The following is a 17,036-nucleotide window of genomic DNA, read 5'->3' on the forward strand; positions in this document are numbered from 1 at the left end:
GATTGACCCCGATAAGATTCTCTTGCCCTACCCTCAATCGTCGGGCTGATGTCCGTATTCAGGGGCCAGGTTTACGGCGAAACGGGCGGCTTCCTCGCAGGCGATCTTGGCCACCAGTTGAATGGCCTCGGTGGTGAGATCCGCGCAATAGCTGACCACCATGCGTTGCGGGCGCAGGCGCACGTCCGAATGGATGATGCGCAACGATCCGCCCTCTATCTGCCCGCTGGCCGCCGCCAGGGGCATGACCGCCAGACCGAAATCCGCCTCGACCAGTTTGACGATCGCCGAGATCGAACTGACGAAATGAATCCGCGGCGTCGACACGTCATGACTCTCGCAGAGCTCCAGCAACGCCGAGTGAGGCTGCGAGCCGCGATTCATGGTAATGATCGGGCGCTGCACCAACTGCTCGAAACCGATGGGAGCCGCTACGCTCGCCCACTCCTCGGCACGCCCGACCCAGCCCATGGCAATGGCACCGCTGGCAATGTTGCGCACGCCGTCGCTGATCACTGGATCAGTCTGGATGGCGATATCCAGCGCGCGCTGAGCCAGGCGTTCGTGCAGCTGCACGGTGGATTCGGAGGTGAGCTGCAACTCGATGGCCGGATAGGTGGACTGAATGCGCTTGAGGAAGTCGGTCAGCCAGGTGTGCACTACCGTCTCGACCACGCCGATGCGCACGACCCCGGCGATATCTGCCGTGGCCTTGTTGAAGCGGTGCATTTCGCGGTTCAGCTCGAGCATGCGCTCGGCATAGCTGAGCAGCCGCCGGCCCTCGAACGTCAGGCGGGTCTCGCGCACATCACGGTCGAACAGGCGGGTGTTGAAATCCTGCTCCAGCGTAGCGATGCGGTTGGACACCGCCGCCTGGGTGATGCTGAGCTTGTCGGCTGCCGCCCGGAAGCTGCCGAGTCGGGCGGCCCAGCAGAAGGCTTCGAGAAATCGAGTGTTCAGAGGGTGTTCTCCAGGGTCGCGGCGCCACGAGCCATCGGGTAATGGCCTTGGCGCGCCGCAATTGCTGTGCCAGCGCGGCTTGAGCCGAGGCGCTCAGAGGGTACGCATGATCGCCCGGCGGAAGTCGTCGATATGGTCGTGTATCGCGGCAACGGCTGCGGCGCTGTCGCGAGCCTCCATGGCGTCGAGGATAAGGCTGTGCTCGTGGTAGATACGTTCACTGTGGTGGGGCTCCGACAGCGTCAGGAACCAGAAGCGAGCCTGCTTTTCGTGCAGGTTGCGCAGCAGCTCGGCCAGCACCCGGTTACGCGCCGCAGCCGATATCGCCACGTGGAACTGCAGATCGAGCTCCATCAACCCGGGCACGTCGCGCTGTGCCAGCAGCGCCGGGGTGCGGTCGAGAATGGCGCGCATCGCCTTGAAGTCGCTCTCCTGTGCACGCTCCAGGGCCAGCTTGACGCACAGCTGTTCGTTGCAGACACGCACTTCGATCATATCCAGCACGTCATTAAGGGACACCGGCGTCACCATCACTCCCTTGCGCGGCAAAATCGTCACCATGCCGTCGACTTCCAGCCGGTGCAACGCCTGGTGAATGGGCGTGCGGCCGAGGCCGAGCAGGTTGATCAGCTGGGTCTCGTTGATCGCCTCGCCTGGGCGCAATTCGCAGGAGATGATCCGCTGCTTGATTTGCTTGTAGGCCAGTTCTCGCAGGCTGGCCGCGCTTTTGAGGGGCGCCTGTGTGTGCCCGCCAGCCCCGTCGATGTCAAAAGTAGTCACCCGCCCTCACCTTCTTAAATGGCCCTGATATATCACGGTACTACAAATGCCGGAGTATTTCGTACCCGGCAATATGCGCACCGGCCCTGTGCATCTTTTGCCCTGTTTCAGCGCATCGAGTACCTCGGTAACAATGTCGACGCCCCGTTCCGATGCACTTAAAAAATTCAACCCATTGAAAAAAAAGACCTTTATGGATGCCCTGGGATTATGGCATTCAAAATGCTTGTGAAGAAACAGTGATATATCAGAGCAACTTCAGTCGCATTAGATCTTTCTTTCGGCGATGAACCCCACGAATCAGGAGCACAACCATGACCACCATGACCTTTCAGGTAGCAGGACACGGCGAGATGCCGGTGGAGATCGAACAACTGATCATCGCTGGCTGGGCCGGGCGCGACAGCGCTGCGGTCGAGCACCACATCGCCGAACTGGAAGCGATCGGCGTCCGCCGCCCCACACAGATCCCCTGCTTCTACCGGGTGGCCGCCACCTTGCTGAACCCAGCCAAGCGCATTCAGGTGCCCGGCAAGGATTCCTCCGGCGAAACCGAATTCGTATTGATCAACAGCCCCGCCGGGTTGCTGGTGGGGCTGGGTTCCGATCACACCGATCGCAAGGTCGAGGCCTATGACGTGACAGTGTCCAAGCAGATGTGCGACAAGCCGATCGCCTCGCAGGCGTGGCGCTTCGACGAAGTCGAGCCGCACTGGGATCAACTGGTGATGCGCACCTGGCGAGTGCGTGATGGCGTGCGCGAGCTGTATCAGGAAGGCCCGGTGACCAGCCTGCTGGCGCCGACGACCCTGCTGAGCAAGCTCAATGCCGATGGTGCCCTGCCCCACGGCACTGCGATGTTCTGTGGCACCCAGCCGGTACTGGGCGAGCTGGGCTATGGCGAAGCCTTCGAGATGGAGCTGGCCGACCCGGTGCTGCAGCGCAGCCTGCGGCACGAATACCACGTCGAGCCTTTGAGCGTCGCGGAGTAAACCCGGATGAACTCGATCAGCGCATTGGCCGACGACCTGGCCACCGGCAAGACCACCAGTGAACAACTGGTCAATGAGGCGCTGGCGCGCATCGAACAGCATCGCCGTCAGGGTGGCTGCGCCTATATCAGTGTCGACGCCGACGCCGCGTTGAACGCCGCCCGTGCCAGCGACCTGGCCCGCGCCGCCGGCTACGTGCCCTCGCCGCTGGCCGGGTTGCCGGTCTCGATCAAGGACCTGTTCGACGTCGGCGGTCAGGTCACCGCGGCCGCTTCGATGGCGCTGGCCCACAATGCCGCGGCCCGTCAGGACGCACCCGTGGTGGCGCGCCTGCGCGCGGCCGGGGCGGTGTTGCTGGGGCGTACCAACATGAGCGAGTTCGCCTTCTCCGGGCTCGGCCTCAATCCCCACTACGGCACACCGGTGAGCCCGGCGGCGCCGCAGCGGATCGCCGGTGGCTCGAGCTCGGGCGCTGCGGTGAGTGTCGCCCTGGACATGGCCGTGGCGGGACTGGGCACTGACACCGGTGGTTCGTTGCGTATTCCGGCGGCCTTCTGCGGCCTGGTCGGTTTCAAACCGAGCGCCTCCCGGGTGCCGCTGGCCGGTGCCCTGCCCCTGGCGGGCAGCCTGGACTCGATCGGCGCGCTGACGCGCAACGTCGATGACTGCGTGCTGCTCGATCAACTGCTCTCGGGCCAACGCCTGGACACTCGCGCCGCGCCGCTGGCGGGTGTGCGCCTGGCAGTGACCCGGGACTTCGTCATGGACGGCGTCGACAGCGTGGTCGCTAACGCCTTCGAACGTGCCCTCGATCGGCTCAGCGCTGCCGGTGCAACCCTGCGCTGGTTCGACTTTGCGGAGCTGCACGAGCTCCCCGCTATCAATGCGGCGGGCGGCCTGACCGCAGCCGAGGCCTGGCACCTGCATAAAGCCTGGCTCGAAGGCGAGCACGGCAACCGCTACGACCCTCGAGTCGCCCAGCGTATCCGCCGTGGCGCGCAACTGAGCGCGGCCGACTATCTGGATCTGCTGGCCCATCGTCGCCGCCTGATTGCCGTGGCGCGAACACGCTTGGGTGATGCCGATGCCTGGCTGATGCCCAGCGTCGCCACGGTGGCGCCGCTTCTGGCGCCACTGGAGCAGGACGACGGGCATTTTTTCGCGACCAACGCGATGGTCCTGCGTAACACCAGCGTGCTGAATTTCCTTGATGGTTGTGCCTTGAGCCTGCCATGCCAGGCGCCGGGCGAATTGAGCGTCGGACTGAGCATCGGTGGCTTGCATGGCCAGGATGCGCGCGTCCTGCAAGTGGCGCGCAGTATCGAGGCATTGCTGGGCGGCCGCTGACCTGCGGCAGGCGGGCCAATAGACGAGCCAAAGCTCGCCGCCCGCCGGCTGTTGCATCCAGCCCCTGACGGGGCACTTCTGCCATCAACCTAACGTTTGAAACGCTGGAGTTGCTCATGAACCACACTACCGCGCTACCCGTCACGGCGGCCGGCATCGGCCAGACCGGGCTCGACACCCTCGCGACCTACCGCAAGATCGCCTGGCGCCTGCTGCCGTTTCTGGTGTTCCTGTTCATCCTCGCCTGGATCGACCGGGTCAACGTCGGCTTCGCCAAGCTGGCGATGCTCAGCGACCTGGGCTTCAGCGAAGCGGTGTATGGGGTGGGCGCCGGGATTTTCTTCGTCGGCTATTTCATATTCGAAGTGCCCAGCAACTTGCTGCTGGAAAAGATCGGCGCGCGCAAGACCCTCGCTCGCATCACTATCCTCTGGGGCGTGACCTCCATGGCCATGGCCTATGTCGAAAGCGCTTGGTCGTTTTACCTGCTGCGCTTCTTGCTGGGCATGTTCGAAGCCGGGTTCTTTCCAGGAATAGTGCTGTACCTGACCTACTGGTTCCCTGCGGCGCAGCGGGCAAAGATCAACGGCCTGTTCATGACCTCGTTCGCGATTGCCGGTGTGGTCGGTGGCCCGATCGCGGGCTTCATCATGAGCCGCATGGTCGGCGTCGGCAGCCTCGCCAACTGGCAGTGGCTGTTCATTCTGGAGGGCATCCCATCGGTGCTGGCCGGCCTGGCGGTGTTGCGCTATCTGCCCGAGAAACCCGCCAACGCCCAGTGGCTGAGCCCGGCCGAACGCGAGCTGGTCAGCGCTGCCATCGCCCGTGAAGAAGCGGCGCCGGGCAAACATACGCAACTCTCGGCGCTGGTGCGCAACCCGCGCATCTGGCTGTGCACGGCGGTGTACTTCTGCATCGTTGCCGGTAACGCCACCATCGCGTTCTGGACGCCGTCAGTGATCAAGTCGCTGGGCATCAGCGACACCATGAGCATCGGCTTGTTGTCGGCCATTCCCTTCATCGTCGGCACCTTGGCGATGATCTGGAACGGCCGGCATTCGGACCAGACCGCCGAGCGTCGCCTGCACTGCGCCGGCGCAGCGCTGCTGGCCGGGCTGGGGTTGATCGCCACTGGGCTGCTGCTCGGCAACGCCACCTTGGCACTCATGGCATTGACCGTCGCGGCGGCCGGCATCCTCGCCGCTTTCCCAGTGTTCTGGTCGATCCCCAGTGCCTTTCTGGCCGGGACCGCCGCCGCTGGCGGGATCGCCCTGATCAACTGCATCGGCAACCTGGCAGGCTTCGTGGCGCCGTACATGATCGGCTGGCTGCGCACGTTGACCGGCAGTCTGGCGGCGGGGCTGTATTTCGTCGCGGCGCTGGAAATCATCGCGGCGCTGTTGCTGGTCGGTCTGCTCAAGGAGGGTACAAAAACCCGGGCATAAAAAAACGCCCCCCGGCATCGCTGCCGGGGGGCGTTTTCATTCAACCAGACTGCTTATCAGTTCTTGGCTTTCTTGGCAGCGCGGGTACGCTCGCCTTCGTCCAGGATCTTCTTGCGCAGACGGATCGACTTAGGCGTGACTTCGCACAGCTCGTCGTCCTGGATGAATTCCAGAGCCTGTTCCAGGGTGAAGCGAACAGGTGGAACCAGAGCGATGGTTTCGTCTTTGCCCGAAGCACGCATGTTGTCGAGCTTCTTGCCCTTGGTAGGGTTGACGCCCATGTCGGTGTCGCGGCTGTTCAGACCAACGATCTGACCGTTGTAGATCTCCTGGCCGTGCTCGACGAACAGCTTGCCGCGCGCCTGCAGGGTTTCCAGGGAGTAGGTCAGCGCCTTGCCGGTTTCAACCGAAACCAGTACGCCGTTCTGACGACCGGACATGTGGCCGGACTTCATGACGTCGTAGCGATCAAAGATCGAGGTCAGGATGCCAGCACCGTTGGTCAGGGTCAGGAACTGGTTACGGAAACCGATCAGACCACGAGCAGGGATGTTGTATTCCAGACGAACACGGCCTTTGCCATCCGGCACCATGTTGGTCAGGTCGCCCTTGCGCAGGCCCATCTCTTCCATGACCTTGCCCTGAGACTCTTCTGGCAGGTCGATGGTGACGTTTTCGAAGGGTTCCTGCTTCACACCCTCAACCTGACGGATGATCACTTCCGGACGACCGACGCCCATTTCGAAGCCTTCGCGACGCATGGTTTCGATCAGTACCGAGAGGTGCAGCTCACCACGGCCCGAGACTTTGAACTTGTCGGCCGAGTCGCCTTCTTCAACGCGCAGAGCAACGTTGTAGAGCAGCTCTTTGTCCAGACGGTCCTTGATGTTACGGCTGGTGACGAACTTGCCTTCTTTACCGCAGAACGGCGAGTCGTTTACCTGGAAGGTCATGGAAACGGTTGGCTCGTCGACGGTCAACGGCTTCATCGCTTCGACGGTGTCCGGGTGGCACAGGGTGTCGGAGATGAACAGCGAGTCCATACCGCTGATGCAGACGATGTCGCCCGCTGCAGCTTCTTCGACGTCCACACGGTGCAGGCCGTGGTGACCCATCAGCTTGAGGATACGACCGTTACGACGCTTGCCGTCTGCACCGATGGCCACGACAGGGGTGTTCGGCTTGACGCGACCACGCGCGATACGGCCAACACCGATGACGCCCAGGAAGCTGTTGTAGTCCAGTGCCGAGATTTGCATCTGGAACGGACCGTCACGGTCAACGGCCGGAGCCGGAACGTTGTCGACGATCGACTGGTACAGCGGGGTCATGTCTTCGGCCATGTCGGTGTGATCCAGACCGGCGATGCCGTTCAGGGCCGAGGCGTAGACGACTTTGAAGTCCAGCTGTTCTTCGGTGGCACCGAGGTTGTCGAACAGGTCGAAGATCTGGTCCAGAACCCAGTCAGGACGCGCGCCTGGACGGTCGACCTTGTTGATGCACACGATCGGACGCAGGCCGGCTTCGAAAGCCTTCTTGGTCACGAAACGGGTTTGCGGCATAGGGCCGTCCTGGGCGTCGACCAGCAGCAGCACGGAGTCGACCATCGACATCACGCGCTCGACTTCGCCGCCGAAGTCGGCGTGGCCCGGGGTGTCCACGATGTTGATGTGGTAGCCGTTCCAGTTGATGGCGGTGTTTTTCGCCAGAATGGTAATACCGCGCTCTTTTTCCTGGTCGTTGGAGTCCATCACGCGCTCGTCGTTGAGCTCGTTGCGCTCCAGAGTGCCGGACTGACGCAGGAGTTTGTCGACCAGGGTGGTTTTACCATGGTCAACGTGGGCGATGATGGCGATGTTACGTAGATTCTCGATCACTTGTGTGTCTCGTTGAGTGTTCAGTTTGCTGACAGGTCGTGACAGCGATTAACAGTAGAGTCCTTACGGCCGTTACAGCCACAAGGCGGCGTCGGGGGGCCGGTGACGCAGGCCACAGGCAAACAGCCCCGGGCACTTAGCTCGGTCGATAAACGCGCACATTGGCATGCCCCTCACTGAGCAAATGGTGAGCATGCAGGCGACTCATGACGCCTTTGTCGCAATACAGCAGGTACTGGCGGGTGATATCCAGTTCCTTGAAACGGTTGTTCAGGGCATAAAAAGGCAGCGCCTGAACCTCGATGCCCTCCAGCTCGAGTGGCTGGTCTTCCTGGGCATCGGGGTGGCGGATATCGATGACGACCTGGCCCGCCGTGACGCTGGCGACCTCTTCGACATCGATGTCCTGGCCCAGCTCGTCGATCACGTTATCGATCGACACCAGCCTGGCGCGCTCCAACGCCCGCTCCAGAATGGCCATGTCGAACTTCTGTTCTTCATGAACCACGCGCGGCAGCTTGGCGTTGGTGGTGGGGTTGACCGAGATCACCCCACAATATTCCGGCATGTGCCGGGCGAAATCTGCAGTACCGATCTCGACCGCCTGGTCGATGATGTCCTGCTTGTGACTGGCCAGCAGCGGCCGCAACACCAGCATCTCGGTCGCCCGATCGATGGCCGAAAGGTTGGGCAGTGTCTGACTCGACACCTGCGAAATCGCCTCTCCGGTCACCAGCGCATTGATTTGCAGTTGCTCGGCAAAATGCGTGGCTGCGCGCAACATCATACGCTTGAGAATGACGCCCATGTGACTGTTGTCGACTTTTCCGAGGATTTCGCCGACGACTTCCTCGAAAGGAACACTAATAAAGAGTACACGATGGGAGCTGCCGTACTTTTTCCAGAGGAAGTGCGCGACCTCCATGACCCCCAGTTCGTGGGCCCTGCCGCCGAGATTGAAGAAGCAGAAATGGGTCATCAGACCACGGCGCATCATCTGATAGGCGGCCACGGTGGAATCGAACCCACCGGACATCAGCACCAAGGTCTGCTCCAGGGCGCCCAGCGGGTAACCGCCGACACTGTCGTGCTGACCGTGGATGACGAACAGGCGCTTGTCGCGGATCTCGATGCGCACCACCACTTCGGGCTTCTTCAGATCGATGCCGGCGGCCCCGCATTCACGGCGCAGCTGACTGCCGACGTGGCGCTCGACGTCCATCGAGGTGAAGCTGTGCTTGCCGGCACGCTTGCAGCGGATCGAAAAGACCTTGCCAGGCAGTTGGTCGCCGAAGTGCGCCTTGCACTTGGCGACGATGTCGTCGAGATCACCCAGCGGGTACTCGTTGACGTGCAGAAAGTGCGCGATGCCGGGCGTGCAGCTCAGACGCTCGGTGATTTCGCGCAGCACCTTCGGGTCTTCCACGCGGGTCTCGACTTCGAGATTGTCCCAGACACCATTGACCACCAGCTGTGGGTCCAGGTCGCGGACCACCAGCCGGATGTTGCGCGCCAGCTGGCGAATGAATCGCTTGCGCACAGGCGGGCTTTTGATGGTGATTTCGGGGAAGACTTTTACGATTAGTTTCATGAAAACTGGGCGCGAAGGGTCGGTCTGAAAACAGGGGGGCGGATTATAGCGGAAATTGCTCAAGGTTTAACCAGATATCGTACAGACGGATTACTGCGCACCAAAACAGATCAAACGCAAATTAATCCGCACCATAAAGGTGCCTGGCGTTGTACAAAAAACGCCCTAAGTGCCCTTAAACCTTGAATATTGGCGTCAAAGCCCATCTCGGGGCACTGGCATGCAAATTGCTCTCTTGTGAGGCAGGTTGCCTTGGCCGACTATTCGCGCCCGGCATCACCAAAATTACAGGGCTACCACTACCCAGCCCTAATCCACCCCGGAGGACAACATGTCGAAGTCGGTTCAACTCATCAAAGATCATGACGTTAAGTGGATTGATCTGCGCTTCACTGACACAAAAGGCAAGCAGCAGCACGTCACCATGCCCGCGCGTGATGCACTGGATGACGACTTCTTCGAAGTCGGCAAGATGTTCGACGGCTCCTCCATCGCTGGCTGGAAAGGCATCGAAGCTTCCGACATGATCCTGCTGCCGGACGACGAAACCGCCGTTCTGGATCCGTTCACCGAAGAACCGACCCTGATCCTGGTGTGCGACGTCATCGAACCGTCGACCATGCAAGGCTACGACCGCGACCCACGTGCCATCGCGCACCGCGCCGAAGCCTACCTGAAGTCCACAGGCATCGGCGACACCGTGTTCGTCGGCCCGGAACCAGAATTCTTCATCTTCGACGAAGTGAAATTCAAGTCCGACATCTCCGGCTCCATGTTCAAGATCTTCTCCGAACAGGCTGCCTGGATGACCGACGGCGACGTCGACGGCGGTAACAAAGGCCACCGCCCTGGCATCAAAGGCGGCTACTTCCCGCTGCCACCGGTTGACCACGACCACGAAATCCGTACCGCCATGTGCAACGCACTGGAAGAAATGGGCCAGTTCGTCGAAGTTCACCACCACGAAGTCGCCACCGCCGGCCAGAACGAAATCGGCGTACGCTTCAACACCCTGGTGAAGAAGGCCGACGAAGTTCAAACCCTGAAGTACTGCGTGCACAACGTTGCCGACGCTTACGGCCGTACCGCTACCTTCATGCCCAAGCCTCTGTATGGCGATAACGGTTCGGGCATGCACGTGCACATGTCCATCTCCAAAGATGGCAAGAACACCTTCGCCGGCGAAGGCTATGCCGGCCTGTCCGACACCGCCCTGTACTTCATCGGCGGCATCATCAAGCACGGCAAGGCCCTGAACGGCTTCACCAACCCGGCTACCAACTCCTACAAGCGTCTGGTACCAGGTTTCGAAGCTCCGGTAATGCTGGCCTACTCGGCGCGCAACCGCTCTGCCTCGATCCGTATTCCTTACGTCTCCAGCCCTAAGGGCCGTCGTATCGAAGCACGTTTCCCGGATCCGGCTGCCAACCCGTACCTGGCTTTCGCAGCACTGCTGATGGCCGGCCTGGACGGTATCCAGAACAAGATCCACCCTGGCGATGCCGCCGACAAGAACCTGTATGACCTGCCGCCAGAAGAAGCAGCAGAGATCCCACAAGTGTGCGGCAGCCTGAAAGAAGCACTGGAAGAACTGGACAAAGGCCGTGCGTTCCTGACCAAGGGCGGCGTGTTCAGCGACGACTTCATCGATGCCTACATCGAGCTGAAGAGCGAAGAAGAAATCAAGGTCCGCACTTTCGTGCACCCACTGGAATACGACCTGTACTACAGCGTCTAAACCCAGCTTGATTTGAAAAAGGCCACCTTCGGGTGGCCTTTTTTATGGGCGCGCGCCAGCACACCTTTTGCACAGATCTCGTGCTTGCCGCTCCCATACTTGTTGCAGACAATGCCCGATCCAATTCCAACAAGATCGAGCCCCCGCCCATGCCCAGATTTCTCTTCCTGCCGCTGTTCCTGAGCGCTATCGCCGCTTGCACCCAAGCCATCGCCGCCCCCGCCAGCCTCGACCCACTGATGCACAGCATCCAGGAGCGCCTGGCCATCGCCGACCAAGTGGCCCTGAGCAAATGGGACAGTCACAAGGCCGTCGAAGATCGCCCCCGCGAACAGACAGTGATCACCGGTGCCGTGGCCCTGGCGCCGCAATACCAACTGGATGGCGCGCTGGTCGGGCAGTTTTTCGCCGCCCAGATAGAGGCCAACAAACTGCGCCAGTACGCCCTGCTGTCGCGCTGGACGCTCGCCGGCGCAGCGCCGGATTCACCGCGCCCCGATCTGGTCGGGAGCATTCGCCCGCAGCTCGACGTCCTGCAAAAACGCCTGCTGCAGCAGTTGGCGGCCTTTGCCGTTTCCCGCGCCGATCCGCAATGCCCGCAGTGGCTGGCGACGGCGACGCACAAGGCTGCTGACGACGAGCTGCAACGCCTGGCGCTGATCCGCGCTACCGCTGAACTCTGCGCGCAGCCCTGAGGGAATTCTCGGCTTACCGACGGGGCGCGATCTGCTCTATGCTGATGCCGGTCAAGGCGATCCAGCGATCGCGCCTATTGTTGCCATGGAAACCTTCATGCGTTCATGCCTTATCTGCCTGTTGCTGCTGGTCGCTTTGCCGGCCTCGGCGCAGATCTACAAGTACACCGATGCCGCCGGCAACACTGCCTACAGCAGCCAGAAGCCCGAGGGCATCAAGGCCGAGACCGTCGAGCTGCCGCCCCTCAACAGCATCGAGAGCCAGCCGCGCACGGCGCCTGGCCCCAGCAAGCAAGCGCCTTCCGACGTGCCACGGCAACCGCCCTATGCGGTGCTGGAGCTGACCGGCCTGCCTGGCGCAGAAGCCCTGCGCGCCAATGGCGGCAGCTTCACGGTGGGCGTGCACCTGGAACCCAAGCTGTTCGGCGACGACCTGCTGCAACTGGTACTCGACGGGCAGCCCTATGGCCAGCCGAGCAATGTGCCGGTCATGCAACTGGTGGACATCGACCGCGGCGATCACAGCCTTGCGGTGCAGGTGCTCAACAACGGCGCGGTGCTGCAGACCAGCGCCACGCAGACGTTCACGGTGCAGCGCATCAGCGTCAACTCGCCTGCTCGGCCCAAGCCATGAAGCGCTCTGCCCTGACCACGCTGTTCTTGCTGTTGCTGAGCGCTGCCAGCCTCGCCCAGGCCGAGGTCTACACCTACACCGACGCCCAGGGTAATCAGGTATTCACCGACCAGCCGCGCAAGAACGCCAAGCGCGTGCCGCTCCCCCCCAGCAACAAGCTCAATCAGACGCAGCTCACGGTGAAGAAGAGCCCGGCGACGCCTGCCAGCAAGGCCCCGCTGAAGGTGGTCACGCATTACGACATGCTGCGCATCCTCGCGCCTGAGCCCGACGGCACGGTCAACCAGAGCAGCGGCGAACTGGTGGTCACCGTGACCAGCGATCCACCGCTGCACGAGGGCGACCAGTACCAGATTCTGCTGGATGGCAACCCGGTGGGCACACCGGGCACTAGCCCGGTGATGATGATCAAACCGGTGGACCGCGGCCTGCATCAACTGGCCGCCGAAATCATCGACAGCGATGGCGAAACCGTTGAGCGCACGCCGCCGCAAAAGCTGAACATGCAACGCATCTCCCTGGCGCAGAAGCGCCGCAACGATCCTTGCGAAGACGCCGATTGGGGCGTGCGCCCGGAATGCCCACTGTCGGCCAAGCCGTGCGAAGAGGACGACTACGGCGTACGGCCGCAATGCCCGTTGTCGATGAAGCCTGCTGACAGCTGAGTCAAGGCTTGTAACAAAGCCATACCCATCACACTGGCGAAAGGCAATGAATGGGGATTAAAACCCCAGAGTCACCTCCCTAAGCTGCGCTGCTCACAACAACGAAAATCGAGCAAACAGCCTATGTTACGTCCAATCACTCGCCTTGCTTGCACCCTCACCCTGCTTCTTGCAGCCTCCCATGCCAGCGCCAGCCAACCTGCCAGCGTGCAATCATCAGTGCTGCTCAAAAGTGAAGCGTCGTGGGAAGGCACGCCCTATGGCGCCTACCCGACCGGTGCGGCCGAGCTCTCGGTGCTGAAAATAACGATCCCGGCAAACACCACGCTCGCCTGGCACAAGCATCCGATGCCTAACGCCGCGTATGTCCTGTCCGGCGAATTGACCGTCGAAACCAAGGACGGCAAGCAGCGCACGGTGCTGGGCCAGGGCGATGCGCTGGCGGAAATGGTCGAACGCCATCACCGCGGCACCTCGGGGGCGACACCCACCGAGTTGATCGTGTTCTATGCCGGCAGCAAGGACATGCCCCCGTCGATTCCAGTGCCCGAGTAAACCGGGTCCTACCCTCCTGGCCCGGCAGCGCTACTCCAGCGCTGCCGGATCACCTCGGCGTTCCCCACGATTGCCATGCTGCTTGAAGACAATCCCCTCCTCCAAGCCGAACCTGAACGGCGATGAAACATTTTGGTGCATAATTTTGCGAGCCAGATCACCCATTAGCCCATTTTGGTTCGCTATAGGCCTGCTTACGCCCGAGCGCGTCACCAAATGGGCCGTGTTTGCACTATTTCGATAAATAAGCGCTTCTTTTCGGAGCCTTGGTTTGGTTTTTGCAGTTTCAGTGCATCAGCAGACTATTCGCGCACGCAAGCCGGACTCGCCGGGCGTTGCAATGGGCCAAAAGGGGTCAACGACAGCTAATGACCATCAGTGATGCACTGCACAGACTGTTACTCGACAACCTCACCACTGCCACTATTCTGCTCAACGCCGATCTGCGCCTCGAGTACATGAACCCGGCAGCCGAGATGCTGCTGGCCATCAGCGGCCAGCGCAGCCATGGGCAGTTTATCAGCGAACTGTTCACCGAGTCGGCCGAGGCCCTGAGCTCCCTGCGCCAGGCCGTCGAAAAAGCCCACCCCTTCACCAAGCGCGAAGCGATGCTGACCGCGCTCACCGGCCAGACCTTGACCGTCGACTACGCCGTGACGCCGATTCTCAGCCAAGGCGCGACCCTGCTGCTGCTCGAAGTCCACCCGCGCGACCGTCTGCTGCGCATCACCAAGGAAGAAGCGCAGCTGTCCAAGCAGGAAACCACCAAGATGCTGGTGCGCGGCCTGGCCCACGAAATCAAGAATCCCCTGGGCGGTATCCGCGGCGCAGCACAGCTGCTGGCCCGCGAGCTGCCGGAAGAAAGCCTCAAGGATTACACCAACGTCATCATCGAAGAGGCCGATCGCCTGCGCAATCTGGTCGACCGCATGCTCGGCTCCAACAAGCTGCCGTCGCTGGCGATGACCAACATTCATGAGGTGCTCGAACGGGTCTGCAGCCTGGTCGAAGCCGAGACCCAAGGTGGCATCACATTGGTGCGCGACTATGATCCAAGCATCCCGGACGTATTGATCGACCGGGAGCAGATGATCCAGGCCGTGCTCAATATCGTCCGCAACGCCATGCAGGCCATCAGCGGCCAGAACGAGCTGCGCCTGGGGCGGATCAGCCTGCGCACCCGCGCCATGCGTCAGTTCACCATTGGCCACACGCGTCACCGGCTGGTGAGCAAGATCGAGATCATCGACAACGGTCCGGGCATCCCCGCCGAACTACAGGAAACAATCTTCTATCCGATGGTCAGCGGCAGGCCCGACGGTACCGGTCTCGGGCTGGCCATTACCCAGAACATCATCAGTCAGCATCAAGGATTGATCGAGTGTGAGAGCCATCCCGGCCACACCACATTTTCGATCTTCCTGCCGCTGGAACAAGGAGCCGCTTCGTCATGAGCCGTAGTGAAACTGTCTGGATCGTCGATGACGACCGTTCCATCCGCTGGGTGCTGGAAAAAGCCTTGCAGCAAGAAGGCATGACCACACAGAGTTTCGACAGTGCCGATGGCGTCATGAGTCGCCTGGCTCGCCAGCAACCTGACGTGATCATCTCCGACATCCGCATGCCCGGCGCCAGCGGCCTGGACTTGCTGGCGCGCATCCGCGAACAGCACCCGCGCCTGCCGGTGATCATCATGACCGCGCATTCGGACCTCGACAGCGCCGTGGCGTCGTACCAGGGCGGTGCCTTCGAATACCTGCCCAAGCCGTTCGACGTCGACGAAGCCGTATCGCTGGTCAAGCGCGCCAACCAGCACGCTCAGGAGCAGCAAGGCCTGGCCGAAGTCCCGGCGCTGACCCGCACGCCGGAAATCATCGGTGAAGCCCCGGCGATGCAGGAAGTCTTCCGCGCCATCGGCCGCCTCAGCCACTCCAACATCACCGTGTTGATCAACGGCGAGTCGGGCACCGGTAAAGAGTTGGTGGCGCACGCGCTGCACCGCCACAGCCCGCGGGCGGCCTCGCCGTTCATTGCCTTGAACATGGCGGCGATCCCCAAGGATTTGATGGAATCCGAGCTGTTCGGCCATGAAAAAGGCGCGTTCACCGGCGCCGCCAACCTGCGCCGTGGCCGCTTCGAGCAGGCCGACGGCGGCACGCTGTTCCTAGACGAGATCGGCGACATGCCGGCCGATACCCAGACGCGGCTGTTGCGCGTGCTGGCCGACGGCGAGTTCTATCGCGTGGGCGGGCACACACCAGTCAAGGTCGATGTGCGCATCATCGCCGCTACGCACCAGAATCTCGAAACCCTGGTGCATGCCGGCAAGTTCCGTGAAGACTTGTTCCACCGCCTCAACGTCATCCGTATTCATATCCCGCGCCTGTCGGATCGTCGTGAAGACATCCCGACCCTGGCCAAGCACTTCCTCAGTCGCGCGGCGCAGGAACTGGCGGTGGAGCCCAAGCTGCTGAAGAGCGAGACCGAGGAATACCTGAAGAACCTGCCGTGGGGCGGCAACGTGCGTCAGCTGGAGAACACCTGCCGCTGGATCACGGTGATGGCTTCGGGGCGCGAGGTGCATGTCAGCGACCTGCCGCCAGAGTTGCTGAGCCTGCCGCAGGACAGCGCACCGGTGACCAACTGGGAGCAGGCCCTGCGCCAGTGGGCCGACCAGGCCCTGGCGCGGGGGCAGTCGAGCTTGCTGGACAGCGCCGTGCCGAGCTTCGAGCGAATCATGATCGAGACCGCGCTAAAGCACACTGCCGGACGCCGCCGAGATGCTGCGGTGCTGCTGGGCTGGGGCCGCAACACCTTGACGCGCAAGATCAAGGAGCTGGGCATGAAGATCGATGGCGGCGACGAGGATGATGGCGACGACGCCTGATTCTCCTACTGCAAATGTAGCGAGGGGGCTTGCCCCCGATACGGTGTGTCAATGACATCTATTCGTCTGACACACCGTATCGGGAGCAAGCCCCCTCGCCACATTGGTAATGCGACCACCTGAAAAAGTACCGAATCGGAAACTCCGCGCTTTGGTGCACACGAGCATCGGAATGCACCGCCGCAAGGCGTTATGAACCAAAACGGACAAAGCTGAACGCACTAACCGAATACTCCCGCAGGCGACATTCACTCGCCCGGCAAATTCCTGGAGGCCCGTAAACAAAGGCTTTCACGGCAGAAAAACACATTTAGATAAATTTTATTACATCCAGAAACGAAACTGGCACGACGCCTGCAATAACCCTTGCAAGACACAGTTTTGGGGGTCTTGGTACAGGCAGGCCGGGAATCCCCTTCTTTACACCGGAACGTACGGGCACTCGAGTAAGACCCGACAATCCACCCAGTTTTGGGGACTTTGGTACAGGCAGGCCGGAGATTCCCTTCTTTACACCGTAGATGCTGGCACACCCCGCCGGCGATCCACAGCAGTTCTTGGGGACCTTGGTACAGGCAGGCCGGGGTTTCCTCTTTTACACGCAGCACCGCAGACGCCGAGCCGCCACACCGGCGATGCACAATGGTTCTTGGGAGCTTTGGTACAGGCAGGCCGGAGATTCCCTCTTTTACACGCAGCACCGCAGACGCCGAGCCGCTACACCGGCGATGCACGATGGTTCTTGGGAGCTTTGGTACAGGCAGGCCGGAGATTCCCTCTTTTACACGCAGCACCGCAGACGCCGAGCCGCTACACCGGCGATGCACGATGGTTCTTGGGAGCTTTGGTACAGGCAGGCCGGAGATTCCC

14 protein-coding genes are annotated in these 17,036 nt (G+C 61.6%); 10 read left to right on the forward strand and 4 right to left on the reverse strand.

Annotated elements, in window-relative coordinates:
• Window positions 1-33: 33 nt before the first annotated feature.
• Complete coding sequence (locus AC3WJP_RS20900; protein ID WP_493723748.1) at window positions 34-960, reverse strand: LysR family transcriptional regulator; 927 nt, start codon at window positions 958-960, stop codon at window positions 34-36.
• A gap of 93 nt (window positions 961-1,053) precedes the next feature.
• Complete coding sequence (locus tag AC3WJP_RS20905) at window positions 1,054-1,740, reverse strand: GntR family transcriptional regulator (protein WP_493723712.1); 687 nt, start codon at window positions 1,738-1,740, stop codon at window positions 1,054-1,056.
• A gap of 314 nt (window positions 1,741-2,054) precedes the next feature.
• Between AC3WJP_RS20905 and AC3WJP_RS20910 the strand changes: the two genes are divergently transcribed.
• From AC3WJP_RS20910 to AC3WJP_RS20920, 3 genes are all read left to right on the forward strand, one after another.
• The gene (locus AC3WJP_RS20910; RefSeq protein WP_493723713.1) at window positions 2,055-2,732 is read left to right on the forward strand and encodes a DUF2848 domain-containing protein; all 678 of its coding nucleotides are present in this window, start codon (window positions 2,055-2,057) and stop codon (window positions 2,730-2,732) included.
• Between the two features lie 6 nt (window positions 2,733-2,738).
• Window positions 2,739-4,079: an amidase gene (locus AC3WJP_RS20915; RefSeq protein WP_493723714.1), complete on the forward strand. Its 1,341-nt coding sequence runs from the start codon at window positions 2,739-2,741 to the stop codon at window positions 4,077-4,079.
• Between the two features lie 116 nt (window positions 4,080-4,195).
• Window positions 4,196-5,524, forward strand: coding sequence for an MFS transporter (locus AC3WJP_RS20920; protein WP_493723715.1), 1,329 nt, complete (start codon window positions 4,196-4,198; stop codon window positions 5,522-5,524).
• Between the two features lie 56 nt (window positions 5,525-5,580).
• Here the strand turns inward: AC3WJP_RS20920 and typA are convergent, their stop codons facing one another.
• Window positions 5,581-7,401, reverse strand: coding sequence for a translational GTPase TypA (typA, locus tag AC3WJP_RS20925; protein ID WP_493723716.1), 1,821 nt, complete (start codon window positions 7,399-7,401; stop codon window positions 5,581-5,583).
• A gap of 136 nt (window positions 7,402-7,537) precedes the next feature.
• A complete protein-coding gene (gene thiI / locus AC3WJP_RS20930) occupies window positions 7,538-8,992 on the reverse strand; it encodes a tRNA uracil 4-sulfurtransferase ThiI (RefSeq protein ID WP_493723717.1) in 1,455 nt (484 codons plus the stop codon).
• A gap of 331 nt (window positions 8,993-9,323) precedes the next feature.
• On the opposite strand from thiI, the gene glnA reads away from it, so the two are divergent.
• From glnA to ntrC, 7 genes are all read left to right on the forward strand, one after another.
• Window positions 9,324-10,730 carry a glutamate--ammonia ligase gene (glnA, locus tag AC3WJP_RS20935; RefSeq protein ID WP_493723718.1) on the forward strand — a complete coding sequence of 469 codons (1,407 nt, stop codon included), beginning with the start codon at window positions 9,324-9,326 and terminating at the stop codon, window positions 10,728-10,730.
• Window positions 10,731-10,879: 149 nt separating this feature from the next.
• The gene (locus AC3WJP_RS20940; RefSeq protein WP_493723719.1) at window positions 10,880-11,425 is read left to right on the forward strand and encodes a chorismate mutase; all 546 of its coding nucleotides are present in this window, start codon (window positions 10,880-10,882) and stop codon (window positions 11,423-11,425) included.
• 97 nt (window positions 11,426-11,522) lie between these two features.
• Entirely contained in the window at window positions 11,523-12,059 is a 537-nt protein-coding gene (locus AC3WJP_RS20945) for a DUF4124 domain-containing protein (RefSeq protein WP_493723720.1), read from the forward strand.
• Window positions 12,056-12,724: a DUF4124 domain-containing protein gene (locus AC3WJP_RS20950; RefSeq protein ID WP_493723721.1), complete on the forward strand. Its 669-nt coding sequence runs from the start codon at window positions 12,056-12,058 to the stop codon at window positions 12,722-12,724. The genes AC3WJP_RS20945 and AC3WJP_RS20950 overlap by 4 nt, the downstream gene beginning before the upstream one ends.
• Window positions 12,725-12,847: 123 nt before the next feature.
• Window positions 12,848-13,279, forward strand: a complete 432-nt coding sequence (locus tag AC3WJP_RS20955) for a cupin domain-containing protein (protein WP_493723722.1) — start codon at window positions 12,848-12,850, stop codon at window positions 13,277-13,279.
• Between the two features lie 368 nt (window positions 13,280-13,647).
• On the forward strand, window positions 13,648-14,733 hold the full coding sequence (gene glnL, locus AC3WJP_RS20960; protein WP_493723723.1) for a nitrogen regulation protein NR(II): 1,086 nt from the start codon (window positions 13,648-13,650) through the stop codon (window positions 14,731-14,733).
• Complete coding sequence (gene ntrC / locus AC3WJP_RS20965) at window positions 14,730-16,166, forward strand: nitrogen regulation protein NR(I) (protein ID WP_226504144.1); 1,437 nt, start codon at window positions 14,730-14,732, stop codon at window positions 16,164-16,166. The genes glnL and ntrC overlap by 4 nt, the downstream gene beginning before the upstream one ends.
• Window positions 16,167-17,036: the final 870 nt, after the last annotated feature.

The sequence above is a fragment of the Pseudomonas sp. GW821-FHT01A09 genome (assembly GCF_058986725.1).